This window comes from Sporosarcina pasadenensis, from assembly GCF_047228845.1.
In the GTDB taxonomy this organism is placed as follows: domain Bacteria; phylum Bacillota; class Bacilli; order Bacillales_A; family Planococcaceae; genus Sporosarcina.
Window position 1 is genome coordinate 65,920 of sequence record NZ_JBFEGM010000006.1, and the last position, 24,222, is coordinate 90,141.

23 protein-coding genes are annotated in these 24,222 nt (G+C 45.6%); 10 read left to right on the forward strand and 13 right to left on the reverse strand.

Going from position 1 to position 24,222, the window contains the following annotated elements:
• Nucleotides 1-46: 46 nt before the first annotated feature.
• Both AB1K89_RS09730 and AB1K89_RS09735 read left to right on the forward strand, forming a co-directional pair.
• Nucleotides 47-1,186, forward strand: coding sequence for a sensor histidine kinase (locus tag AB1K89_RS09730; protein ID WP_413054728.1), 1,140 nt, complete (start codon nucleotides 47-49; stop codon nucleotides 1,184-1,186).
• The gene (locus AB1K89_RS09735) at nucleotides 1,183-1,788 is read left to right on the forward strand and encodes a response regulator (protein WP_413054580.1); all 606 of its coding nucleotides are present in this window, start codon (nucleotides 1,183-1,185) and stop codon (nucleotides 1,786-1,788) included. Before AB1K89_RS09730 ends, AB1K89_RS09735 begins: the two co-directional genes overlap by 4 nt.
• Here the strand turns inward: AB1K89_RS09735 and AB1K89_RS09740 are convergent.
• Nucleotides 1,701-2,183 (reverse strand): hypothetical protein, encoded by a 483-nt coding sequence (locus tag AB1K89_RS09740; RefSeq protein ID WP_413054581.1) that lies wholly within the window; start codon nucleotides 2,181-2,183, stop codon nucleotides 1,701-1,703. The two genes, AB1K89_RS09735 and AB1K89_RS09740, sit on opposite strands and share 88 nt — an antisense overlap.
• Nucleotides 2,184-2,367: 184 nt before the next feature.
• Here AB1K89_RS09740 and kynU point away from each other — a divergent pair, with 184 nt between their 5' ends.
• From kynU to kynA, 3 genes are read left to right on the forward strand one after another with little or no spacing between them, the layout of a single operon-like run.
• Nucleotides 2,368-3,639, forward strand: a complete 1,272-nt coding sequence (gene kynU / locus AB1K89_RS09745; protein ID WP_413054582.1) for a kynureninase — start codon at nucleotides 2,368-2,370, stop codon at nucleotides 3,637-3,639.
• Complete coding sequence (kynB, locus tag AB1K89_RS09750) at nucleotides 3,636-4,268, forward strand: arylformamidase (protein WP_413054583.1); 633 nt, start codon at nucleotides 3,636-3,638, stop codon at nucleotides 4,266-4,268. Before kynU ends, kynB begins: the two co-directional genes overlap by 4 nt.
• Nucleotides 4,265-5,083 carry a tryptophan 2,3-dioxygenase gene (gene kynA, locus AB1K89_RS09755; RefSeq protein ID WP_413054584.1) on the forward strand — a complete coding sequence of 273 codons (819 nt, stop codon included), beginning with the start codon at nucleotides 4,265-4,267 and terminating at the stop codon, nucleotides 5,081-5,083. The genes kynB and kynA overlap by 4 nt, the downstream gene beginning before the upstream one ends.
• 255 nt (nucleotides 5,084-5,338) lie before the next feature.
• Here the strand turns inward: kynA and AB1K89_RS09760 are convergent, their stop codons facing one another.
• Nucleotides 5,339-7,372: a metallophosphoesterase family protein gene (locus AB1K89_RS09760; RefSeq protein WP_413054585.1), complete on the reverse strand. Its 2,034-nt coding sequence runs from the start codon at nucleotides 7,370-7,372 to the stop codon at nucleotides 5,339-5,341.
• Nucleotides 7,373-7,575: 203 nt separating this feature from the next.
• Between AB1K89_RS09760 and AB1K89_RS09765 the strand changes: the two genes are divergently transcribed.
• Together AB1K89_RS09765 and dsdA are read left to right on the forward strand one after the other, a co-directional pair.
• Entirely contained in the window at nucleotides 7,576-8,442 is an 867-nt protein-coding gene (locus AB1K89_RS09765; RefSeq protein ID WP_413054586.1) for a D-alanyl-D-alanine carboxypeptidase family protein, read from the forward strand.
• Between the two features lie 56 nt (nucleotides 8,443-8,498).
• Nucleotides 8,499-9,809, forward strand: a complete 1,311-nt coding sequence (gene dsdA, locus AB1K89_RS09770) for a D-serine ammonia-lyase (protein WP_413054587.1) — start codon at nucleotides 8,499-8,501, stop codon at nucleotides 9,807-9,809.
• 165 nt (nucleotides 9,810-9,974) lie between these two features.
• On the opposite strand, the gene AB1K89_RS09775 is transcribed toward dsdA, so the two are convergent.
• Nucleotides 9,975-10,715 carry a YqcI/YcgG family protein gene (locus tag AB1K89_RS09775; protein ID WP_413054729.1) on the reverse strand — a complete coding sequence of 247 codons (741 nt, stop codon included), beginning with the start codon at nucleotides 10,713-10,715 and terminating at the stop codon, nucleotides 9,975-9,977.
• 125 nt (nucleotides 10,716-10,840) lie between these two features.
• Between AB1K89_RS09775 and AB1K89_RS09780 the strand changes: the two genes are divergently transcribed.
• Nucleotides 10,841-11,692, forward strand: coding sequence for a dimethylarginine dimethylaminohydrolase family protein (locus AB1K89_RS09780; RefSeq protein ID WP_413054588.1), 852 nt, complete (start codon nucleotides 10,841-10,843; stop codon nucleotides 11,690-11,692).
• A 235-nt stretch (nucleotides 11,693-11,927) separates the two neighbouring features.
• Here the strand turns inward: AB1K89_RS09780 and AB1K89_RS09785 are convergent, their stop codons facing one another.
• The 10 genes from AB1K89_RS09785 to AB1K89_RS09830 all read right to left on the reverse strand — a co-directional run bounded on the left by AB1K89_RS09785 (nucleotide 11,928) and on the right by AB1K89_RS09830 (nucleotide 21,219).
• On the reverse strand, nucleotides 11,928-13,073 hold the full coding sequence (locus AB1K89_RS09785; RefSeq protein ID WP_413054589.1) for a hypothetical protein: 1,146 nt from the start codon (nucleotides 13,071-13,073) through the stop codon (nucleotides 11,928-11,930).
• Between the two features lie 198 nt (nucleotides 13,074-13,271).
• Nucleotides 13,272-14,468 (reverse strand): M14 family metallopeptidase, encoded by a 1,197-nt coding sequence (locus AB1K89_RS09790; protein WP_413054590.1) that lies wholly within the window; start codon nucleotides 14,466-14,468, stop codon nucleotides 13,272-13,274.
• 189 nt (nucleotides 14,469-14,657) lie between these two features.
• Entirely contained in the window at nucleotides 14,658-15,209 is a 552-nt protein-coding gene (locus AB1K89_RS09795) for a Uma2 family endonuclease (RefSeq protein WP_413054591.1), read from the reverse strand.
• 112 nt (nucleotides 15,210-15,321) lie between these two features.
• Nucleotides 15,322-15,468 (reverse strand): uroporphyrinogen-III decarboxylase, encoded by a 147-nt coding sequence (locus AB1K89_RS09800; RefSeq protein ID WP_413054592.1) that lies wholly within the window; start codon nucleotides 15,466-15,468, stop codon nucleotides 15,322-15,324.
• Between the two features lie 116 nt (nucleotides 15,469-15,584).
• Complete coding sequence (locus AB1K89_RS09805; protein ID WP_413054593.1) at nucleotides 15,585-15,854, reverse strand: FmdB family zinc ribbon protein; 270 nt, start codon at nucleotides 15,852-15,854, stop codon at nucleotides 15,585-15,587.
• Nucleotides 15,855-15,866: 12 nt separating this feature from the next.
• The gene (gene fmdA / locus AB1K89_RS09810; RefSeq protein ID WP_413054730.1) at nucleotides 15,867-17,033 is read right to left on the reverse strand and encodes a formamidase; all 1,167 of its coding nucleotides are present in this window, start codon (nucleotides 17,031-17,033) and stop codon (nucleotides 15,867-15,869) included.
• Between the two features lie 280 nt (nucleotides 17,034-17,313).
• On the reverse strand, nucleotides 17,314-17,994 hold the full coding sequence (locus AB1K89_RS09815; RefSeq protein ID WP_413054594.1) for a BglII/BstYI family type II restriction endonuclease: 681 nt from the start codon (nucleotides 17,992-17,994) through the stop codon (nucleotides 17,314-17,316).
• A 10-nt stretch (nucleotides 17,995-18,004) separates the two neighbouring features.
• Nucleotides 18,005-19,384 carry a Sau3AI family type II restriction endonuclease gene (locus AB1K89_RS09820; RefSeq protein WP_413054595.1) on the reverse strand — a complete coding sequence of 460 codons (1,380 nt, stop codon included), beginning with the start codon at nucleotides 19,382-19,384 and terminating at the stop codon, nucleotides 18,005-18,007.
• A gap of 67 nt (nucleotides 19,385-19,451) precedes the next feature.
• Nucleotides 19,452-20,708 carry a DNA (cytosine-5-)-methyltransferase gene (gene dcm, locus AB1K89_RS09825; protein ID WP_413054596.1) on the reverse strand — a complete coding sequence of 419 codons (1,257 nt, stop codon included), beginning with the start codon at nucleotides 20,706-20,708 and terminating at the stop codon, nucleotides 19,452-19,454.
• Nucleotides 20,709-20,793: 85 nt separating this feature from the next.
• Nucleotides 20,794-21,219, reverse strand: a complete 426-nt coding sequence (locus AB1K89_RS09830) for a very short patch repair endonuclease (protein ID WP_413054597.1) — start codon at nucleotides 21,217-21,219, stop codon at nucleotides 20,794-20,796.
• Between the two features lie 242 nt (nucleotides 21,220-21,461).
• On the opposite strand from AB1K89_RS09830, the gene AB1K89_RS09835 reads away from it, so the two are divergent.
• Both AB1K89_RS09835 and AB1K89_RS09840 read left to right on the forward strand, forming a co-directional pair.
• A complete protein-coding gene (locus AB1K89_RS09835) occupies nucleotides 21,462-23,387 on the forward strand; it encodes a hypothetical protein (protein ID WP_413054598.1) in 1,926 nt (641 codons plus the stop codon).
• A complete protein-coding gene (locus tag AB1K89_RS09840; RefSeq protein WP_413054599.1) occupies nucleotides 23,377-24,222 on the forward strand; it encodes a hypothetical protein in 846 nt (281 codons plus the stop codon). Before AB1K89_RS09835 ends, AB1K89_RS09840 begins: the two co-directional genes overlap by 11 nt.

Genomic DNA, 24,222 nt, shown 5'->3' on the forward strand with positions numbered 1-24,222 from the left:
GGCTGCGTGTTTTTGGTATAATGGAAGGAACAGGATGGTGACATTGATGCAAAAATGGTACAGTATTTTTCCTAAAAATACGTGGCTCAGTATTTATGCGTGGATCGTTTTTTGCCTGTTGCCGTTCTTTTTCATCTTCCGGACATGGTCTGCGGTCGATATTTCAGTCGGCACCGGGTTATTAGTTCTTTATTTCATCTCCTATTTCTTTTCATTCAAATCGAAAAGCGGCCTAGTCTATATGTGGGTCAGCTTCGAAATCGTCATCAATATCGTCATGACCCTTCTGTTCGGCTACGTGTACCTGTCCATTTTCACTGCGTTTTTCATCGGAAATATACGATCAACGGTCGGTTTCTTCATCATGTATGGTTTACATATCTTTTTCACGGTCAGCGCAATTGTCACAGGCTTTTTCTTGGAGCTCAATCTCTTTTTACCACAAGTCCATTTCATCCTCATTACGGTGATCGGCGTCATTCTCCTACCCTTCAATTTATACAACCGGAGCAAGCGGGAAAAACTTGAAGATCAGCTTGAGGATGCAAATGAGCGCATTTCCGAATTAATACTGATAGAGGAACGCGAACGGATTGCAAGGGATCTGCATGATACGCTCGGACAGAAATTGTCGATGATCGGATTGAAAAGTGACTTGGCTCGAAGATTGATTCCCAAGAATCCGGAAGAAGCGGAGAGGGAATTGGCTGATATCCGCCAAACGGCAAGCACGGCACTGAAGGAAGTGCGGGAGCTTGTGGCGAATATACGTGCAACAAAGCTTGCCGACGAAGTGATGCGCGCCCGCCAAATCCTTGCAGCTGCTGAAATTGAAATGCAGATCGAAGGGGACCCCGGGTTTTCAACAGTGGCCAATATTCCATCAAATGTTGAGAATGTCCTCGGCATGTGCCTGAAAGAGGCGGTGACGAATGTTGTAAAGCATAGCGAAGCGACGGTTTGCAATGTCATTTTCAAGCAATCGGAAGATGAAATTTCAATTATCGTACAAGATGACGGCAAAGGGATGAAAGATAGGAAGTCGGTCGGTACGGGCTTGAAGGGGATGCGGGAACGTCTCGAATTCGTGAATGGCTCTCTTGAAATTAAAGAGGACCGCAGGACGACATTAACAATCCGAGTGCCAGTCGTCATTACACATCAAGTTGAGGAGGGGAAAGCATGATTCGAATCGTCATTGCAGAAGACCAAGGAATGATGTTAGGCGCATTAGGCTCCCTTTTGAACATGGAAGATGATATGGAAGTCGTCGGAATGGCACGGAACGGGGAGGAAGCGGTCAGCCTTGTGAAGGAGCATGAGCCCGATATTTGCATCATGGATATCGAAATGCCGGTTATGACCGGTTTGGATGCGGCAGAGGAGCTTATCGGGATGGACTGTAAAATTATTATCTTGACGACGTTTGCGCGGGCGGGCTATTTTGAACGTGCACGAAAAGCGAAGGTCCGCGGTTATTTATTGAAAGACAGTCCAATTGAAGAGCTTGTCAGTTCCATTCATGCGATTCAGGATGGACGGCGAATCTACGCGCCCGAACTCGTCGATATCGCGTACGAGGAAGACTCGGAAAATCCGCTCACTGACCGCGAAAGCCAAGTTCTCGAACTTGTCGCGGAAGGGAAGACGACAAAGGAAATCGCCGGCGAGCTATTTTTGACGCCGGGAACAGTACGAAACTACATCTCCGTCATTCTTGAAAAGCTGGAGGTCGGCAATCGGATTGAAGCGATCTCCCGTTTCAAGGAAAAGGGATGGTTCAAATAACATGTGTTTGCAGGCAAAGGAGCTATTTCCTTTGCCTTTTTTATTTGGGAAGATCGCGTTCGAGAAGGAGGTTTTGCAACGGGGGGCGGTACCGCGTCCAAAGCAAGGCGTCCCGCGTCCAAAGCAAGGCGTCCCGCGCTCAAAGCGAGGCGTCCCGCGCTCAAAGCAAGCCGTCCCGCGCTCAAAGCGAGGCGTCCCGCGCTCAAAGCAAGGCATTCCGCGCCCAAAGCAAGGCGTTCCGCGCCCAAAGCGAGGCGTTCCGCGCCCAAAGCGAGGCGTTCCGCGTCCAAAGCAAGCTGTCCCGCGCCCAAAGTGAGGTGTTCCGCGCCCAAAGCAGGGCGTTCCACGCCCAAAGCAGGGCGTTCCGCGCCCAAAGTGAGGCGTCCCTCGCTCAAAGCGAGGCGTCCGCGCTCAAAGCAAGCCGTCCTGCGCCCAAAGCGAGGCATTCCGCGTCCAAAGCAAGCTGTCCCGCGTCCAAAGCAAGCCCCCACCCACCTGATATTTCCGCAAATTCAGAATATCCACCCTTCTGCGAATATGCTATGCTTTTCTTAGATATATATCAAAAGGGGGATCCGCATGACACACCACACTTTATCGAACGCACAGGAACGGGATCGGCAAGACAAACTCGCTTCCTATAGGGACGAATTTTACATACCGACCAACACCATTTACATGGATGGCAATTCACTCGGCTTATTGTCGAAGCGTGCGGAGCGTACTTTACTAGATTTGCTCGAGTCATGGAAAACGCTTGGCATCGACGGCTGGACGGAAGGGGAGCATCCGTGGTTTTACTTATCCGAGCAAGTCGGTGAGAAAATGGCGCCGCTCGTCGGGGGAAAGAAAGGCGAAGTCATTGCGACCGGCTCCACGACAACGAATTTGCATCAGCTCGTCTCGACGTTTTACAAGCCTGATGGCAATAAAACAAAAATCCTCGCAGATGAATTGAATTTCCCGTCGGATATTTATGCGCTGAAAAGCCAGCTCCGTTTGAAAGGTTATGATCCGGATACACATCTCATCCGCATCAAAAGCCCAGACGGCCGTTATTTGTCGGAAGATGACATTATCGAAGCGATGACCGATGACGTCGCGCTAATCGTTTTACCGGCAGTCCTGTACCGAAGCGGGCAAGTGCTTAATATGGAGAAGTTGACGAAAGCTGCAAATGAACGGAATATCCCTATCGGCTTCGACCTTTGCCATTCGATTGGTTCGGTCGAACATTCGCTCCATGACTGGGGGACGGATTTTGCGTTCTGGTGCACATATAAGCATTTGAACGGCGGGCCAGGTTCCGTTGGCGGCTTGTTCGTCCACGAAAAGCATTTCGGCAAGACACCGGGACTTGCTGGATGGTTCGGCTCGAAAAAGGAGTCGCAATTCGATATGGATCATACGATGGATCCAGCATCGGACGCCGGCGCATATCAGATCGGAACGCCCCATGTGCTCAGCTTGGCGCCAGTCATTGGCTCCCTCGATATGTTCGAGGAAGTGGGCATATCGGCAATCCGTGAAAAATCGCTTGAGTTGACGGGCTTTATGCTGGAATTGATCGAACAGGAGCTGACAGAATCGGCCTTCACGATTGGCAATCCGGTCGACGGAACACGCGGCGGCCATTTATTGCTCGAGCACGAAGAAGCGGCTCGCATTTGCAAGGCGCTGAAGGAAGATGGCATCATACCGGATTTTCGTGCGCCGAACGGCATCCGGCTCGCACCTGTCGCCCTTTACAATACATTTGAAGACGTTTGGCATACAGTACAGAAACTGAAAGTCATCATGGATGAAAAGCGATACGAAAAGTTTGAGAATAAAAGGGGTGTTGTTGCATGACGGGTGAGTGGATCGATATTTCGCAGCGGCTGCATAATGGAATCGCCGAATGGCCGGGAGACACGCCGTTTACCTATAATGTAGAGTTCCCGAAAGAAGACACGGGTTCCGTGAACATCGGAAAGATGACGACGAGTACGCATACGGGGACGCATATCGACGCGCCGTTCCACTATGACGATAACGGAATGAAAGTGCATGAGCTGCCAATCGATGTGTATATAGGTAAGGCTCGCGTCATTGACGTCTCGGGGCTTGAAAGTGTCGGACGCTCCGATTTGGAAAGAATCGATTTCGACAGTGTGGAACGTATTTTATTGAAAACATCAAGCCGTCCTGATCCGGATGTGTTCCCGGAAACGTTTACGTTTTTGCGGGCGGACATCGGTCCTTTGTTGAAAGAGCGGGGCGTGAGGCTGATTGGAGTCGATGCGCCATCCGTCGACCCGGAGCATAGCAAGACGTTGGATGCCCACCATTCGTTGTATGACAATGACGTACTCATTTTGGAAAACATCGTTTTGGAGAAAGTAGAACCGGGAGACTATGAACTGATTGCCTTGCCACTGCCGATTGAAGGTGGAGATGGAAGTCCGGTACGCGCAGTCGTTAGGAAGTGGTCGTCATGAGTGATAAAGGGATTCATACGGATTTTCGGGACAACATGACGTACGGGGAATATTTACGACTCGATAAAGTGCTCTCCAGCCAGGAACGGTTATCCGGTCACCATGACGAAATGCTGTTCATTATCATCCACCAAGTGAGCGAGCTTTGGATGAAGCTCATCTTGCATGAACTGAACACGGCGATCGAGTTGATTGAACAAGATGAACTGCCGGAAGCGTTCAAAATGCTGGCACGCGTTTCCCGGGTGCAGACGCAGATCATCCAGGCATGGGACGTCCTTTCGACGTTGACACCTGCAGAGTATATGGAGTTCCGCGAAAGTCTCGGTCGCGCATCGGGCTTCCAGTCCTACCAAAATCGGCTGATTGAGTTTGCGCTCGGCTACAAAAAGCCGCATATACTGAGAATCTACGAGAAAGACCCCGAGCTCGCGAAGGAATTGAAAGCCGCCTACGAAGCCCCGGGCATTTACGACGTCGCCATCCGCGCATTGTCACGCGCCGGACTTCCGATCAATCCGGATTTGCTGACACGTGATTTCTCTGTCACATATGCAGGCGATCCGACCGTGGCAGCCGCCTGGCTCGAAGTGTACCGCGACGTCGACCGATATTGGGACTTATACCAGCTTGCTGAAAAGCTCGTCGACATCGAGGACAGCCACCAGCAATGGCGCTTCCGCCACATGAAAACAGTGGAACGGATCATCGGTTTCAAAACGGGCACCGGCGGCTCGTCAGGCGTCGACTATTTGAAATCCGTCCTCGACCATAAATTCTTCCCCGAACTATGGGACGTACGGACGAAATTGTGAATGAAGTGAGGGAGGCTACCCAATTGGGTGGCCTCTTTTTTGAAGGGATCTATAATTGTCAAAGGCATCCAGCACGACAGGAAGAAAACCAATCCCGCATAACCTCCGCGAAATACGCATAACTACTGCCAAACGCGCATAAATTCGGCCAGAAACGCATAACCTCCACGATTCGCGCATAAATCCTAAAATGCACGCATAACTGCACAGAAAGCCGCATAAATCCCTCCAAAAACGCATAAAAACCCCGCCGGCTCACTCCGGCGAGGCTTCAATATCCTCAAAGCGTATCTCTTTCATATCGCCTCTCATCATCTGCAACAGCGAATGCCTGACAACGGTCTCCCCGACAGTAACCAACCCGATGTTGTTCTCTGTCTCGACAATCGCTCCCCTTTCCATTTTTAAATAACGGAGCGCCTCATGCCATTTCGCATCTTTCGGGCAATCGACCGCTTTCCCGCCATTATGAATTGAAAATGACACATCGCAATAACGGTGAATCGTCCTTTTCCGCTGCCTTGCATTTCCCCAAATCGCAATTTTCATCAGCTTTCCCCAAATTCCCGAAAAGCTCATATTATGGGAAGGGCTGCTCGTGAACTGCAAAATATCGAGCACTTGCCGTTTCGACGTCAGGCGCGACCGTACCGCGGAAGCATAATGGACATCCCCCGACAGAATGATGCAACGGGACAGGCTCCAACGGAACAATTGGCTGATGAAATCAGTGAATCCTCTGCCGTTATATTTCCACGCCTCAAAGTCAAGCACTTCATGAATCGGGAATCCGAGCGCCCGCAACGGATACACATATGAATGGAGCACCGATTCAATGAGGCCTAACCCATACAATGGCGTCGGCGAAACGATAATCAATGGATCCCCCCGTGTCCATCGGGATTTCAGAAGCGTACGCGCCGTTACTTTCCAACCTGACGGACCGATTAATCTCGGTGTCTTAACCGTTTCCTTAAACATACGACCGACTTTCACAGGTTTCGGATCTTGCTCAAAATGACGCATCGTCCTCGTATCTAAAAATAGCGCAGCAGGTATAGTGGGCGCCACGAATTGCCAGCCTTTGAATGACCAAAGCCGATTCGCCCATACCTCATAAGAAGTTGAGTCAGCAATGAACCCGTCGAAATGACTACACATCGACTGTAGGAACCCCTCCCCGAACCGTTGTGGCTCATTGCCCCAACCTTGGAACGCCCAGTATGCACAAAGCCCGTTCGCAATAACGTGTTTCCCTAGAGGCGAAGCGAGCACCGCGCTGCGCCAGTCTGCGGATAAATTCCAGTCATCTGTCACGTCGTGGTCATCGAATATCATATACGTAGGCACATTCGCAAACAGCCTGCGTATCCGATGTAGCGAACCAATCGTCTGTAAAAGATGTCCGGCTTGCTCTTCAAAACGGATGCGGATCTTCTCCAGTTCATCTTGATCGTCTGGAAAATAAACGTATAAGTTATCCTCCCTCACCAACTCATCGAACGTAGGGAGAAAGACATCCTTCCACATCGCAGGACCCCATGACAGCAAATACATCGCTGCATACTCCCCGAACGTAAGCAGATGATTTGAAGCATTAGCCGAGGTGAACCGGCAAAACCGTTCCGTAATAAACTGCCGTCCATTCACTTGCCGAATAGCGGTAGCAAATGGCTCCTCTTGCAGATGCCGATCGAACTGCCAAAGGTCCTCCTCACCAATATAGTGTTCGGCAACCGTTCTGATGACTGGAAGTAAAGGATCTGCCACGTCATCCGCATAAATTTGGTCACCGGTAAGAAACAAGGCGCACGGCCTTGCCGCAAGATTACTCGTTTCCCTTTGCAGAAGCGCATCTGCTGCAACGAGGGCATCATCTCCCTTCCCGTGGAATTTCCGACAAGACGCATATAGAAAAGTTGGAGCTGCACCAGCGGGGATGAAAAACGAAGGGTAGGGAAGTCCATCGTACGTAATGGAATCTTCATTTTCGTGAATCAAACCGAGGCTTGCCAAGTTACATATATTTTTTCCAACGCGAAAAAGCAGGTCATAGCCAAGGAGTGTATCCGTTGGAAATTGCCCATGCACCTGCACAAGGTGAATGAACAAACGATGGCCTGCTCGTATTGATGTCGTATTCGTGGCGGTATCGAGCGGAATAAGCGAATCTAAAACATAAATGGCAGCGTCCACTTCGACAGGACAGTCCGTCGCCACCCAAATGGCAACAGATTCCGTATCCACCCGCCGTAACATCGGCCCTGCTAAAATCCCCGCACTCTCCATGCAAATCACCACCATCACTGACGTTATTACTAATAGCGTATTCAGTCCGGATCATGATGGTGTGTGCAAGGGGGAATGACCTAAGAGCGGGGTTTCTACTTACATTTCCCACATCTTCAGAAATTCTTCAGAAAGTCCATGCATGAATCTTCATAGTTGTTGTAGACAATAGAAGTATAAAAGGGAAAGGTGTGGTTCTTACAATGAAAAAAATACTTGCAATTATAATCCTCGCCACATTGGCATTTTTCTTCTTCATTAAAGACAAAGACGCACGCAAAGAGGCGGACCCCCTCTACCATGAAGCGAAGGCTGCCATCGTCCTTGAGGCAAATTCCGGAAAAATCCTCTATGAGCAAAATGCCAAGGAGGCGTTGCCGATCGCTAGCATGTCTAAGCTGATGACCCAGTACATCGTCTTGGAGGCAATATCCGACGGCCGTCTCTCATGGGATAGTCAATATAAACCGTCCACAGCGGCATTGAACCAATCGAAACATGCAGTCATTTTAGGGATGGACAAGCATAAGACTTACAGTGCCCGTGAACTGTTCACCGCGATGACCGTCACTTCCGCGAATGACGCAGCGATTGCACTCGCTGAAATGGTGAGCGGCTCTGAAGAAGAATTCGTGAAAGAGATGAATACAAAAGCAAAACAATTCGGCTTGATGAACACCCGATTCATCAATGCGACGGGGCTCGATGAGGCAGAGACGAATCGGGCGACGGCACGGGATGTAGCCGCGATCGCGAACGAACTTCTCATCGAATATCCAGAAGTGCTGGACTTCACCCGCATGACGGACTTCACGACGAGCGAAGGAGCGAGGCTATGGAGCACGAACCTCATGCTTCCCGGAATGCCGCAAGAAATGACAGGCATGGAAGGGTTGAAAACGGGGTACACGTTGGAAGCCGGTCCTTGCTTTGCGAGCACAGGCGTCTATGAAGGGAAGCGGATCATCACGGTCGTCATCGGCGTCGGGGCGGAAGGAAGCGATACGTCTACACCCCGTTTCGAACTGACTCGCGATTTGATTGACCGCTATGTGTTGTTGAATGATTAAGTAAGCGGCCCTGCATGTTATAATGAGGGAAAGTTTTTATAATGGGGGCAGATATCGTGAATAAAACCGAAAAGACAAGTTTGGTCGAAAGATTGCCATTACTGCAAAAAATCATTGAAAAACAAGAAGTGCTGTGGCGAAACCCGTTGAACGGAGACAGTACGGCAGGCATTGCACAATCCGGTATTACAGAAGCCGACGTGAAGGATGCTAGCGAACGGTTGAAGCGTTTTGCCCCGTACATCAAAAAAGTATTTCCCGAAACAGCAGAGGCAAATGGCATTATCGAGTCACCGATCACCGCCATCCCGACGATGAAAGAAGCACTCGCTGCTACATATGAAACGGAAATTCCCGGGGAATTGCTGTTGAAGCAGGACAACGCCCTTCCGATATCGGGCTCCATCAAGGCGCGTGGCGGCATTTATGAAGTGTTGAAGCATGCTGAAACGCTTGCTTTGGAGCATGGACTCATTCAACCGGAAGAAGACTATGCGAAGTTTGCAGAGCCGGAATTCCGTAATTTATTCGCGAAGCATAAAATCGCTGTCGGTTCTACTGGAAATCTCGGACTGAGCATCGGCATCATGAGCGCGAAGCTCGGCTTCAACGTCACAGTTCATATGTCCGCTGATGCGAAGCAATGGAAAAAAGATCTTCTCCGTGAAAAAGGCGTGACAGTCGTCGAGTACGCGGACGATTACAGCAAGGCGGTCGAGGAAGGCAGACGCCAGGCGGAAGCGGATCCGCTCTGTCACTTCGTCGATGATGAAAACTCGCTCGATCTATTCCTCGGCTACGCTGTCGCGGGGGAGCGGGTCGCTGCGCAATTACAGGAAAGCGGCAAACAAGTCGATGAAAACAACCCACTATTCGTCTATTTGCCGTGCGGAGTAGGCGGGGGACCGGGCGGCGTCGCTTTCGGACTGAAGCTTCAATTTGGCGACAATGTCCATTGCTTCTTCGCCGAACCGACACATTCACCTTGCATGATAATTGGCATGATGACCGGCTTGCATGACGCAGTCTCCGTTGCAGACTTCGGATTGGACAATCAGACAGCGGCAGACGGGCTTGCGGTAGGCACGCCATCCGGGTTCGTCGGCAAGAAGATGGAGCCGCTCCTTGAAGGCTGCTATACGATCGCAGATGAAACGATGTTCAAATTGCTGACGATGATCGCTGATACCGAGGACATCCGCCTCGAACCGTCTGCTCTTGCGGGAATGACAGGACCTGTGCAAGCGATCCGCAATGAAGTCCCTTTGGCGAATGCAACATCCGCAACCCATCTCGTCTGGGCGACAGGCGGTAGCATGGTGCCAGAAGCGGAAATGGATATGTACTATGGAATCGGCAGGAAATAATCGAGCTATTTCCCGGGAAATCGACACACTTCGGGAAATATTTCGTCAATAGCGACTGGGAAATGTTGTATTGACGGCGTTTTTCGATAGAAATATAAGCGGGAAATTAATTACAGGTAATAAGAAATGGGGCCGGGAATAATTATCCGGCCCCTTTTACATCGTTCACTCACTTTTCATCTCTTTATGCGAAAACGGACATTTCCCGACAATCGGTTCAACATCATCGCCGATGAAAAACTGCTTCCATTCATTGTGCGTCGGGTCGCCGTAATGGCTAATATCCGGATGCTTCGGCAATTGATCCCACACTTCGACACGTTCACGCACCTTTTCCCTCGACATGATGCCGCCTTGTTCAGTGCCCTTCAACCCTTCAAAAATACGTCGAGGTTGGAAGCCTAGTACCATTGATTGCCCCAAATCCCTTGTCTTCCGTTGCTTATAGGCAGGCGCGTTTCCAAACACGAAGATCGGCTCGCCGCCGAAATGGAAGTCCCACAAATAATGATCGGGATCACGTGGGCTGTCAGCTGGCCATTCCACCTCATCGACGTCATGCAAGTATTGCAGAATGTCCCAAAACTGCTTCCTGTACTCATCCAAATTGCCTTCTGTCTCAAAAGGCTCCACGAAGACGAACAAACCATGCCGCTTATGCTGCGGATCATCGAATAACTCTAAAAAGGCATGGAGAGCAGAAGGCAAGTTCGACCAGTCCTTCTGTGTCACATACGCATAACGCAATTCACCCTTCAATTCGCCGCCCATGCCGAAATAACACGGAAACGTCTTATCCGTCACCGTTTCATGGAACGTCCGATAGCTTTCCAGCAGCCAATCCGGCAAATCAGCCCTTGTGGTAAAGTCCTCTTTCGTCAATAACGTATTTGTCTTTTCATCAATCAATCATTTTCTCCCCCAATCTTAAGTAGTCATCCATTTCCCTCATCCGGGGACCCTGAAACTAGTGTTTAGTTCGAATGGAAGAGGGAATAGTTGCTTGAGAAAAAGATGTGGAGGATGAAATAATGAGCTCCCCTGTGGACGATAAATCGAAAACGAAGTGCAATACAGAATATGATTCATTGAAGCGAGTCATTCTTTGTCAGCCAAAGTTCATGGCAATCGAAGAAGTCATCAACCATACGCAAAAAGAATACGCCGACGAAAACATCGACGTAGAATTGGCTATGAAGCAACATCGTGAATTCGAAAAGCTGCTCCGAAAACACGGCGTGGAAGTGATCAATCTGCCTTCATCTGAACAATTTCCTGAGCAAGTATTCACCCGCGATATCGGCTTCACGGTCGGAGAAGAAGTATTCGTAGCCGAAATGGCAAGAGACATCCGAAAGGGCGAGGAAGAGGCACTCGAGGAATTTCTTGAGGATGAAAACATCCCATACCAGTCGACGACGGACCGGGTAGAAGGCGGAGACGTCATCGTCGATCGCGACAAAGTGTACGTCGGCATCAGCAGCCGAACGTCCGACGAGGCAGTCCGCAATTTACAACGAAATCTGCCGAATCACAACATCATCCGCGTACCATTCGATGAAAAATACTTACACCTTGATTGTGTGTTCAATATACTATCGCCTGAAATCGGCCTCATCTTCCCGGAAGCATTGTCAGCAGACATGGTCGAAACACTTTCGCAATCCTATAAGCTGATTGCAGTGTCGCCGGAGGAGCAATTCACAATGGGCACAAACGTATTATCGATCGGAGGCGGCAAAGTATTCAGCCTCCCGCAAAACGAACAAGTGAACACCGCCATGCGAGCCCATGGATTCGAAGTCATCGAAGTCGACTTCTCCGAGATCATCAAATCCGGCGGCTCCTTCCGTTGCTGCTCCATGCCCCTCGAAAGGGACTAAACCTCACGTAAAGTGAGGTTTCTTGGTGGAATCACCCCCAAAAACGTATAAATACCAATTGCCACGCATAAACAGCCAGAAAACCGCATAAATCCATTCAAATGCTCATAAATCTTACTAGAAGCGCATAAATCGATTTTTCTGCGCATAAATCTCGCATGTAGAGATAGTATTTAGCGAAAAAACAGGCACCCATATCCGGATGCCTGCCGTTTTAGCAGTCTATGACTACGAATTATTTTTTGCTAACTTCTTCATACGTGACATAGTAAATTTTACTCTTAGGATCGTAATTTACAGTAACCTTGTAGACAAAGCCGGCAACTTCCCAATTTCTTGACGAGGGATTTTTGCTTTTTGATGCTGGGTTTCCAAAATTCCCCTCTAAATAATGTATCTTTGCTTCAATTTTTCCGTCGGAATGGACTAACTGATAAGAAGCTGCCACTTTAAATTGATTTTTATTCTGTTGTACGAGAGTAAATGATAGGTTTTGCAATCTGTCTACCACCACATCCACCGGTGCAGCAGGTGCCGTGTAATACGCCTTTTTAGTAATGGTTCCATATCTATCTTTCAATGGATAGGAAATTTCATTCACTTGCCCCGGCAGAAGTCCGTTTATCGTAACGGCTTCCTTTCTGACATTCCCTTTACTATCCGTAATCAAGATATTAACTGTAGCCGAGTACCTTTTCATTGTTGCATCAAATTTCCACGTTGCATCTGGAGAGAAAGTGAAATCTACGTTCGCAGTTGGAATGACCAGCGTTGTATCGTGGACTTTCACATTATAGTTGAGTCCGCTTACAGTTAGTGATTGTGCTGTTGTAACAACAGGCTTCCCTTCGGACCAATTCTCAACTTTATCGTACGTTAAAAAGAATTGATTGCTTGAGTGGTTATATGACCATTTTGTATTTTCCGCAACCGTGGATGTAATAAACGGAACATGGATCTTTTGGGATACAGTTCGTGCGCTTGAATGAACTTTTTCAGCATTCTTTTTGTCCACAAAGACGGTATAGGCAGAAATTTCGTATACAGCGTCACCTTTGATTGACGATACATCAACTACCGCCTCATACGTCCACACCTTATCGCGGACATTAGTGACTGTCATGTTTTTTGATCCAGGAATTGAGACAACGAGCTGCGGCCCGTCAATAACGACTGTACCTGATAATCGAACCTCCTTCGCATACCTTGGAACAGTGACATTGTTATACGTAATTACACCTGTCCGGTCATTCTGCTCTGTTCGAAATGTTTGTTTCTTGCCTTCCTTCGGTGCTGCAGTTACAACTGCTCCACCCGCGCTAAATAGTAGCAAACCAGCAACTACAGTAGACAAAACCTTTCTTGAAAAGCCTTTCCCCATTGGACACTCTCCTCTTATTTTTTTACATGAGGGCCGTTTACACTATATGCTTTAAAAGATTCAAGTGTACATGACGCTCTGATACATTAAACATTTATGGAGAGGAGAATATACGAAAAATACGGAAAAAGGTTTATTTTTATTAGCAGATTATGATAAAAGAACTCATTTTAGATTGTTGAAACACCAACTACTTCCCTACAAATACAACCCCGCCAAAAAAATCCCCAAAGCTTCCTCATAGATTTCCCCAAACTGAGCAATCGGCAATGGATTAATCCCAAAGCCTAACTCGACAGTAAACCCTGGCCTTCGCCAATCTTGAATGAACCAATCCTTGTAGCCGGCGTAACTTTCAATTGTTTGGACCGGCTCGTAGCCGCTTACCCGGCTAAATTCATTGGCCATGGTTTCCGACTCAGGCGGCTCTAGTCCTTGAAACCCCCAGTAGATGACCCGGCCTTGTGTATGGAACGCGAGCACCCTTGCAAAGTCCCGTCTCCTTGTCAGGTCTGCCATCGCAATGGCTTCTGGTTCCGAGAGCGGTCGTTCTCCGCTATAATCACGCGGACCGGGGGTTTTCCGATTACGTGGCTGTTGCCGATCCAATTCCCATAACGCTGGGAACTGATCATTCAGATCGACACCTCGAATATTCGCCTTCCATCCAGAGAAATCTGTGCTGCCATTGTTCCATTCGATGACTCTTGTTCTCCACGGCTCCGTCTCCGGTGGTCCTTCCTGTACGAGTGTAACGCCGTCAGGATTCACCATCGGAACAATAGACAAGGTGGATTGTTGGTACAAAGGGAAAGTGGACAAACCGCGTATCGGGGTCTGATTCGTCAAGGAAAGCAAATAGTCATTGAGGAAGGTCATGAGGATGGGCGTTGTAATCCATTCATTTGCATGGAAGGAAGCGTTGTAATGGACCCGTTTCGGTCCGGTGCCAATTCGAATCTCGGGAATACTCCTGTCGAGAACCGAATTTCCAATAGACTCATTCAGGATGAAGGGATACACAGATTGAAGCCTTCTCAAGTCGTTCACCATCGTCGCATAGCTATACGTCTGTCTGCCGTTCACCAACCTCCATGTGATGCGCAAGGGAACCCGGATCGTCTGCCCGACTTGCAGGCGATTTGGATTGAGCGTTGGATTCACAAGAAGAATAGCGTCGATGGGGACAATTCTTCGCTGCGCAATCAACCATAATGATTCTCCCTGTCTGATTTGCACCTCAAACGCTACATAACCCGGAATCCGGATGCGTTGCCCGACCGAGAGAACCTGCAAGTTTGCATCACGATTCGAATCTATGATCAATTGAAGCGGAACCCTGAATAACTGGCTATAGTGCCAGAGCGAATCTCCCGGCCGCACTGTAATGTCCAAGCCATTCCTCCTCTATAAGAAAGTGCACAACTGATACTAGTATATGAGGTATGGCTGGGGGTGTACTACTTGCATAAGGAAGGAAAGGATGAATGTGACAAATTCATGCGAGTCGGTGATAAAGTCGTCCGAGTCGGTGCTAACCTTCGCCGCCCATCAAAAAAGGACTATCCTAAGATAGCCCATCCATCAGCCGCGCAAAATATTCTTCATTTCAATCGATAGCTCTGGAAATACGAAAGAATTTAGCGTATCATCCACGCCGAACACCTGACGTCTGCTATATCGACCATCCGAAAGGCCATACAGCTCAATCGTATGATTTAGCGGATCGACAAGCCAATATTCCTTAACTCCAGACCGTTCATATAATGTGAATTTCTCATTACGATCTTTCAGCGCAGTTGAAGGAGAAAGAACTTCTACTATTAAATCCGCAACCCCAATGGCCTGATTCGAATGGATGGTTTGCTCCTTGCAAAATACAGAAAGATCCGGTTGCACAATGGTATGTTGATCGCTTTCTTCCAGCTGCACATCAAAAGGCGCTACAAATACAGAACAACCACTCTTCCCGAAATGGGATCGTAGGGCGAAAAACAATTCACCAACTATCTTTTGGTGGGCAGTAGAAGGGGCAGGCGTCATATTATACGGAATCCCGTCAATCAATTCCCAACGTCCATCCCGACCACTGATGTCAGCAATTGTGTAACGTCGATTTGTTTCCGTCTGCGCCATGCTATTCTCCTCCCGTCATTTAGTTTAGTTTAACACATTAATTGTTTGAATACTTTGTGCAAACCAATTATGTATGAAACAAAAAAGGACTACCCGAAGATAGCCCTGTCAATCAAACGTCCGACTCCACAATATGATTGTCATCATGCATCGGACTTTCATAAGCGACGAGCGTCACCCCGAGCTCTTCCTCCAAAGCACTCAATGCCTTCAACTGATCCTCATTCAACTGCGCGAAAATTTCTCGTTCTGGCATCATAGATTACACACCCTTTCAACTTTATCGTTAGGGTGTCCAGCCAGAGTTAAGCTATTCAACAAAAAAATCCACATAAGCCCGGAGAGCCTTGTGGATGTAAACTTGTCCTATTCACTTTATCCAACTTGCCAAGGACGATTGACCTTCGCCTTTTTCTTTGGCTGCTTGGCACCTAATTCAGCCCGCGTCATCCGCTGGGGCTCCATCCCTTTCTCAATGCGTGAACTCACTTCTCTTGAAAGAGTGTAAAGGTTAGGTGCGAAAAAGACTCTAGTTGACACGTGGCCACAGTCCGGGCAGTCTGCTATTTCTTTATTGCCGGCCATTGATTTGAAGAACAGCGTAAATTCGCCGCAGTCCTTACAACGGAATGTATAACTAGGCAAAATGAGTCCTCCTTATTTCGGCATAATGTCTTTATCGAAAATCTTGGTAGGAATCGCGATTGTACAGCAAGCATTCGGAATGTCGACGATGCCGTTAATGCGTCCTTCAACCGGTGCTGTACTCAATAGCATATACGCCTGCTCTCCGGTATACCCGAGAGTCTTCAAATATTCGATGGCATTCAGGCACGCCCTGCGGAATGCGATATTGGCATCCAAATATGTCTGTTCGCCATTGCGATCATCGACCGAAATCCCTTGGAAAACGAGGTAATCATTATAATTCGGTTCGACCGGACCAGGCTGGAATACAGGGTTTTCATGAATCTTGTACTTTTCCATGCCGCCCTTAATAATGTCTACCTTCAGCTCGATCCAACCGGACATCTCAATTCCGCCGCAGAACGTAATTTCCCCGTCGCCTTGAGAGAAGTGAAGATCGCCGACCGATAACTTCGCCCCATCGACAAAAGTAGGGAAGAAGATCCTCGATCCCTTCGATAAATTCTTAATATCGCAGTTTCCACCATTCTCGCGTGGCGGCACAGTACGAGCGCCTTCCTTTGCAACTCGATCAAACTCTGCACCCGATAATGTACCTAGCACAACACTCTCCGGATTAGGAGCGTTCGCAAGCGCAGGCACACGGTTCGGATCCGTATCAATCAGTTTTTGCTCCCGTTCATTCCATTTTTGCAAAAGCTCCATCGAAGGGGCAACTCCGATTAAACCTGGATGAATAAGCCCTGCAAATTTCACACCAGGCACATGTCTCGACGTAGTATAAATGCCTTCGAAATCCCAAATCGACTTTTGTGCTTCCGGAAACTGATCCACTAAAAAGCTTCCGCCATTCTCCTTCGCAAATATCCCGTTAAAACCCCACTCATACCCCTGATGCGCCCCAATATCCAAAATATCGACAACAAGTAAATCACCAGGCTCCGCACCATTCACATACACCGGGCCACTCAAAACATGGACACGCGAAAGATTTACTCTGCGAACATCCTCCGCACTATCATTGTTTTCAATCTGCCCATCCGTCCATTCCTTGCAATCCATCCTAAAAGACGTACCAGGGTCTACAGAAAACGCAGCAGGAATATCCGGATGCCACCGATTGTGACCCGGATGTGCCTGCTCTTCCATCGGCTTACTCAAATCAAGTGCATACATAGTTTTTGCCAATTTTAATCCCCCAATCTTAGATTTTGAATGCGCTTTCATAGTAGCAACAATATATTAAACTGTCAAATAAATATGAAATTTGTAAAATTATAATTTAGATTGGGGTTGATTAGGAGAATTAGGAGAGGGGAGAAGTATAGGAGTGATTAGAGGGTTTGTTGATTTGGCAGGTAGTTAGTGTGGAAAACCGTCAAGATTTATTTATAAATAGGGAACTGATACTAATATATAAAAGCATGAGAGTTGTTTATCTCTCATGCTTTAATAATTAATTGTCTTCAGTTTTTAGCTTTAGAATCGGAGTAGAAGTTAGGAGGTTTACATCTTCGAGCATAGTAATCTCACCTAATCTTTTACGATTTTTAATAACTTGAGACACGACAAATGTATCTGGAGCTTCCAGCCCGATGATAAGTAGCGGTACACTAAGTTGATTCCTCATCGGTTCTAAATGCATCAGGAACCTTTCAAAAGTTCCAATAGCATTATCGAAGTTTCCGGCAGATTTCAATCCCTGTGTTGCAGTAATTATTACACCAAGTTTTGTTTGTATTGCCTTTTGTACATGATTCAATTCACTAGCGAGGACAGGTTTCAATAAATTCCAGGCGATAACTGTCGAGTGATTAAACGCAACTTCAATAGAGATGTTGTCTTTTGCCATATCCAGTCGCCAGTAGTCTGATCTGCCACTTTGATATCTAGTATCTTGAAAAATCGGGCTTTCAGTGGCCCAGCCATGACTTTGAAAGTCTTCTCTAATTAATTGATTTAGCGCAGTAGATAAGCTTTTATTTTTCGTGGAAAATTTTTTGTTGTAGCAATCAATTAATTTGGCATCGGAAATATTGTTAAGGACATGTTGAATCTCTGCCCAGTTATCAGCAAATTCAGGTTCATTCTCCAGAATCGTCAGTGCATTCCTATGCGAATGTAGTCTGTATCTCATATTAGATCTCCTATTGAACTATTTTACCGATATAATCATTATCTAACCAAAATGCCTGTTTTGTGATTGTTCGACCGTCGGGTAACGGAATCTTATCACTGCCATCCCTGCCTTTTGGACGAATATGGCAGAGTCCATTGGATTTAGGTTTCGGAAGGTTATTGTTCACAATGGTTCTCGTCTTTTGCTGCACAGGTAAGAGTTCTATTCCTTCGCGAATCAACTCCTGGACATGGAACCAGAAATCCTTTAACCTTCCTTCGATTTCAGACATAGGCATATTCCACAAGGTGATTCCTTGGAAATACAGTTTCCGGTTCGGATTTTCCCTTTCTGTTTCCTTGTATTTAAAAACGACAAATAACAGCTTTGTTTCCGAAAAATAGTCTTTTAGCCAGCTTTCCTCCCATTCTTCATTTGCCCATTCGACAAAGTTGATATTTCTAAAAGACATATGCTCCTTTGGAATTCCGTGTGGTTCAAGTCTAACGGTCTTAAGTTGGATGTTGGCTTTCGCAAATTCCTCAATTTGCTCAAGTTTTGTGCCTTTGATGCCCAATAGGCTACTAATAAAGAGTTGAAGGAAGCTTTTCGATTTATGGTTTACTTCGATTTCCGCCATAGCTGCAATTTCATCCAAGGATTTCCCGATAAATGGTCGAAATTTCTCATTGAGAATTTCCAATAAGGTCTTTTTCTTAAGTTCCTCAGGGGAGGCTATTCTTACCAAGTCTTGCTGTGAAATGACCTTTCGAATTAAGGCGGTCATATAGCTCTGTTTGAGAGAGTAGGCGCGTTGCATAGCCGAAATGCTGTTGAATGGCTGTTGTCTCAATGAACTCTTGTTTGCGCCTTTGGTACTTGCGGCCAGGTAATTTGTATCTGCCTCAGAAAGCTCATGGGCAAGCCCTGCCTTGATTTTGTTGTTGATTAACTGCCAGTCCTGTTTTATTATTTCCAAGTCTTCTTTGGTGAATTTATGTAGGTAGGACTTGATAATTCTATAATCTGCGCGCTTAATTTCAGGTAGCCATTCGTAGAACATCAGTAGAAGTTCCTTATTTTTGTTCCAAAAGCTTGATGTATCAAAAGTGGTATTCACTTCATCCATATAATTGATGATATTTAATACTAATCTTTCTTTGGCAGAAAGTGTTCCGTTTTTGTTCTTTTTCACAGGGGTCACTTTCAGTTCGATGCCTAAGTCAGCAAAGTCAGCCTCGCTAATAGAGTTAACCTGATAGCCAAAGAAACTTTCTTCGATTATTTGACCTAATTGTCCTTTAGCTTTTTCATTATTAATTCTGCCACTTTGATCAATTTCACCAAATGTTCTTCCTTCGGCCTGCTTTGCTTTATACATCAACTGTTCTTCATTTTGATAAATCATACAATCCCCCCTCACGCTAATACCAGTATTCTACCATAAAAGAAAAAGCCGATACATGAAGTATCAGCTAAAATGTAAGTTCCATTTGAATATCGACGGGTTCGCTCACTTTTTCAATTTCTTCGATGCGTCTTCCCATAATTTCAATGAGATCTACAACCAATGCATTCCCCATACAGAAATACCTCATACGATTAGACATACCTGCAGTCCAATCATCGGGGAATCCGTTCAACCTTTCACATTCGATAGGTGTCAAAAATCGCTTCTTTCCATCCACCTCAACAATATGAGTGCTTCGATTAATTGACCCCTCACTTGTTAACATAGTACGTCCTGGCTTGTCCAATTCATCAGTAGGGGACATGCCGCCCTCTGAGAAATGGTATTTATGTCCGTCAGCAGATGTTCTCTCAATTTTTTTAGGACCTCTCAAATAGCGGAATTTTTCCTCTTCCTCCGGAGTAAGGTAGAATTTTTCATCGACAAGCTTTTCGTCGATGAGGATATCCCGTAGTGGAGTTGGTTTCGTTAGTACAGGGTCTACGTGGGCGGTAAATATTTTACCTTCCCTCATGATTCCGGCAGTATGAAAATTAAATGAAAACTCATCTGAAATTTCGACTATATCATCAGGAAGTAATTCTGCACCCATCCGATCTTTATAAGGCGTTTCTTTGACCGGGAAGGATTTTGCAAAGAAGCCATTTTTGAAAACAATTTCATTCTCATCCAGTTTGGATTGTGCTTCTTCAAAAGGAATCCCATTTTTATATGCAAAGATAAAAACCCTTCTCCGTCTTTGGGCAAAACCATACTCGGCGGCATTAATTACCCGCCACTCTACGCTGTAATCCAAATCACGGAATGTTGCTAGCATAACTGCGAAATCCCGTCCTCTTTGGGAAGATGGTGATTTCAGCAATCTATCTACGTTTTCAAGTAGTACATACTTTGGATGTGCGCTTTCGAGAACTCTCTTGATTTCCCAGAAAAGCACTCCTTTTTTGCCTCGGATTCCTTGTTCGCCTGAAAGAGTTCGGGCTACGGAGTAATCTTGGCATGGAAAGCCTCCAACTACCATATCCGGGGCGAGTTCTTGAAATGTATCATTAGTTACTGTTGCGATATCTTCATTACTATGAATTCCACTCTGGAAATTCCGTGCATAACATTCAAAAGCATCCTGAGCCTTTCTGGACGGCTCCCATTGGTTACCCCAAACGACGTCGAAAAGACTTGGATTGGCTTGTTCCAACCCTCGGCGAAAACCACCGACGCCAGCGAATAATTCAATGACCTTTAAAGTATTGCTGTCAGACATTTTCGAACACCCTTTCGGTCCTTTTCTCTATTATAACCTATTTCGACAAAAAGATCAAGATCGAAATGAAAAAAATCTACATAATTTAAGTTTTTTCTAGTATCTTCACCATGTTCACGAATTCCATTGTATCTTCGACCGCTTTGTCAATATCCCCTCTGATTTCATGCTCCCAAACCCTCTTCACATGCCAGTTAATACCGGCGTAATACTCGGATATTTCCCTATCCCTCTCCACGTTACGTTTGAATTTCTTGTCCCAAAATTCCTCATTGCTCTTGGGGCGTTTGAAATGTTCGGGGCAGACATGCCAAAAGCATGAATCAACGAAGATGACAATCTTATATTTCTTGATTGCTATATCGGGTGTCCCTTTCAATGACCTGACATTTCGACGGAAGCGAAGTCCTTTTCTCCATAGGGCGCTTGCAAACATATCCTCAAGTTTTGATTTCGCTTTGATTTTGCTCATCGTCTTGCTGCGTTGCTCTTTGGACATGATGTCAGCCATGATTTTCATCCTTTTTTACTTAGGTTTCCCGATTTGAGAAGGGGCAAACAATAGTGAGTCGTTAATACTTACTGTGAATAGTCTGTAGTGTTGGTTATGCTAACGTTTTTACAAAAAACTAGAAGTGGATTGGCCCAATATTACTGTTATAATAAAATAGCACTAGTTAGTAAGTAACTAAACTAGCGAATATAATATTATTGATATATAAGAGTAACGCAACCTGACTAGGGGGATTTTATATGAATACGTTTTGGAACTTTCCAGCAGCTTCAGGAGGATTGATTAATTCAATCAACAATGCTGGTATTGAAACATTTCGCGGCAATGAACTTGACTCACTAACTCGTGAAATCTGTCAAAACTCGTTGGATGCAATAAAGGATGAAACAAATCCTGTAATTATTGAATTCAAATCATTTGACATTCCATCAGACAAGTTTCCGAACCAACAAGAGTTAGTCGAAGTGTATAAAAAATGTGAGCAAACATGGAACGGCAAAAATGATAAAAGTGAACAGTTTATTAAGCAAGCACAGCAAATTATGGCACAGCCCTTAATTCATTTTTTACGAATTAGTGATTTCAATACAAAAGGATTAGAAGGAGCTAGAAAAGGAGAATTGGGATCTCCGTGGAGTTCGCTAATTCGTGAGGCAGGTTCATCCAATAAAAGTGATAGTTCTGGTGGTAGCTTTGGTATTGGTAAATCCGCGCCTTTCGCGAACTCATTGTTGCGTACACTTTTCTATGAATCTTTAGATACGACAAATTACAAATCGCATATTGGTGTTGCAAACATCATGTCGTTTGAGAAAGAACCGGGATTAACAACCATAGGCTCCGGCTACTATACAAACGATGAAAGTTCAAAAGCGATTCCAGGATTCTTGAATTTAGATCCGAATTATGAACGAACAGAGACTGGGACAGATATATATATTGCAGGATTTAAACCGAAGCCTAATTGGGTAAGTGCGATTCGGAACTCAGTGTTATTTAATTTCTTTATAACGATTCATCAAAGGAAATTGATTGTAAGAATTGAGGATGAGGTAATTTCTCATGAAAATTTAGGGGAGCTAATTCAATCACTTGATGATACAAAGGAAGAATATCGTCACCTGAAATCATATTATGAAGTTCTCACTTCTGATAAAGCTTTAGCTATTCCTTCCCCTAAAAGAAAGTACAAAACTATTGGGACTTTCGAAGAAGGAGAGGCAACTCTTTATATTATGAAAGGTGATGATTTGAATCGGCGCGTCCTGATGACGAGAAAAGCCGGTATGCGTTTATTTGAGCAAAACCGAATCAGTGGAAGCATTTCATTTACAGGGATTTTAATTATTACCGGTCGATATATGAACCAGGTATTTAAGCAAATGGAAAATCCGGCACATACATTATGGGAGCCGAACCGCTACGAACCAAGTCCTAGAGAAGCGGAAAGGGCATTCAGTGATTTACGGAAGTTTGTGCGGGAGACGGTACAGCAAACGTTTCAAGTTGAAACTACAGACACAATGGATGCTATTGGCTTAAGTGACTTCTTACCAGATGAGCCTATCTTAGGAGCAGGGGAAGATAAGCGGGAATCACTTACGATGAAAATTAAAGAATTGAAACAAAAGAAGAAAACTAAGCAAAAGAAGAAATCGAAGAAGAGAAAAGATGGAGAGAGTTATTTAGATGATTTAGTATCTGCAGGATTATCTCCAGAAGGTGATGAACCAGGTCACTCGCCTGAAATCAAAGGAGATGGCATTGGTCAAGGTGGGGGTTCTGGTAACAACAATGGCCAGCAAGGAAGTGTTGATGAAGGAACCGGTACGGAAAAAGAAGGAAAAGAAAAGAAAGAGAAGAACAGGCCGATTGAAATAGAAACACGTTACATTTGTTTGGATAAAGAAGAAGGTCTATATCGAATAAGTGTTAAGCCGAAGAAAAAATTCGATAGAGGAAGGCTCGAATTTAAAGTATTGGGGGAGCAAGGAGAGTTTAAACTACCAGTTAAAGAGATTGAATCATCCCAAATTGATAACGTAACTATCTCGGGCAATATGGTCCGTTTCAAGAATAATGTCGGTAAAAAGGACATTTTTGTTAAGGTGAAAGTTGATTATGAACACTACTGTGTACTAGAGGTGAATTTATATGAGGTTTAACAGTAGCCTTCCATATCCAGTGCTAAATAAAGAAAATGATAACTATCTAGCCTCTCTATTCGAAGTGGAGGTTAAAGCCGAAAAGTCTTTCGGGCAGGTCAAGCTTGAAATGTTTTGCTCTTTAGAAAACGAAGGTATCGAAAAGCTGATAGAAGAAGGGAAGGCGGCATTTGTAATGCATATTGAATGTCCGCAAACCAGTTATCGTTCAATTGTTAAATCTAATGTGCCGAGGTTATCTGCCCAAATTAACGATCAACAATTGCGGGGGAAAATGGAGATTCGCCCGTTTATCATTGCAACCACTACGATTGAAAACTATACAAATATGCAGCTGAATGACTTTTATCGTGATTTACCATTAACATTTGAAAAGGGTAATATGTTGGCAACTGCAGAAGCGATAGATATAATTTTGCACGAAGAGTCTACAGAGACTCAAAATTTGCCATCAATAATTACTGTTCGCCGTGTGGAAAAATCGGAACATATGAACATTCAAATGAGCTCAGATCAAATTCTGATAGAATTGCCAAAAGCAATATATGACAAGTATGCGGAATATGCAGGTTCGAGATTAAAAGACACAATCTTAGCCACGGTTTTCACACCCTGTTTGGTGGATGTCTTTCACATATTGAAAGAGGATACTACAGGATACGAAGACTATAAGTGGTACCAAGTACTTGTACAGATTTTTGATAATAACAATATACCATTTTCCCAAGTGTTAGACGGAACCGTCCCTGTTATCCAAGCGGTACAACTTGTCCTAAGAAACCCTCTCGAAAAAGCATTTAACGAAATTGAAAAACTTATCAAAGAGGAGGACTAG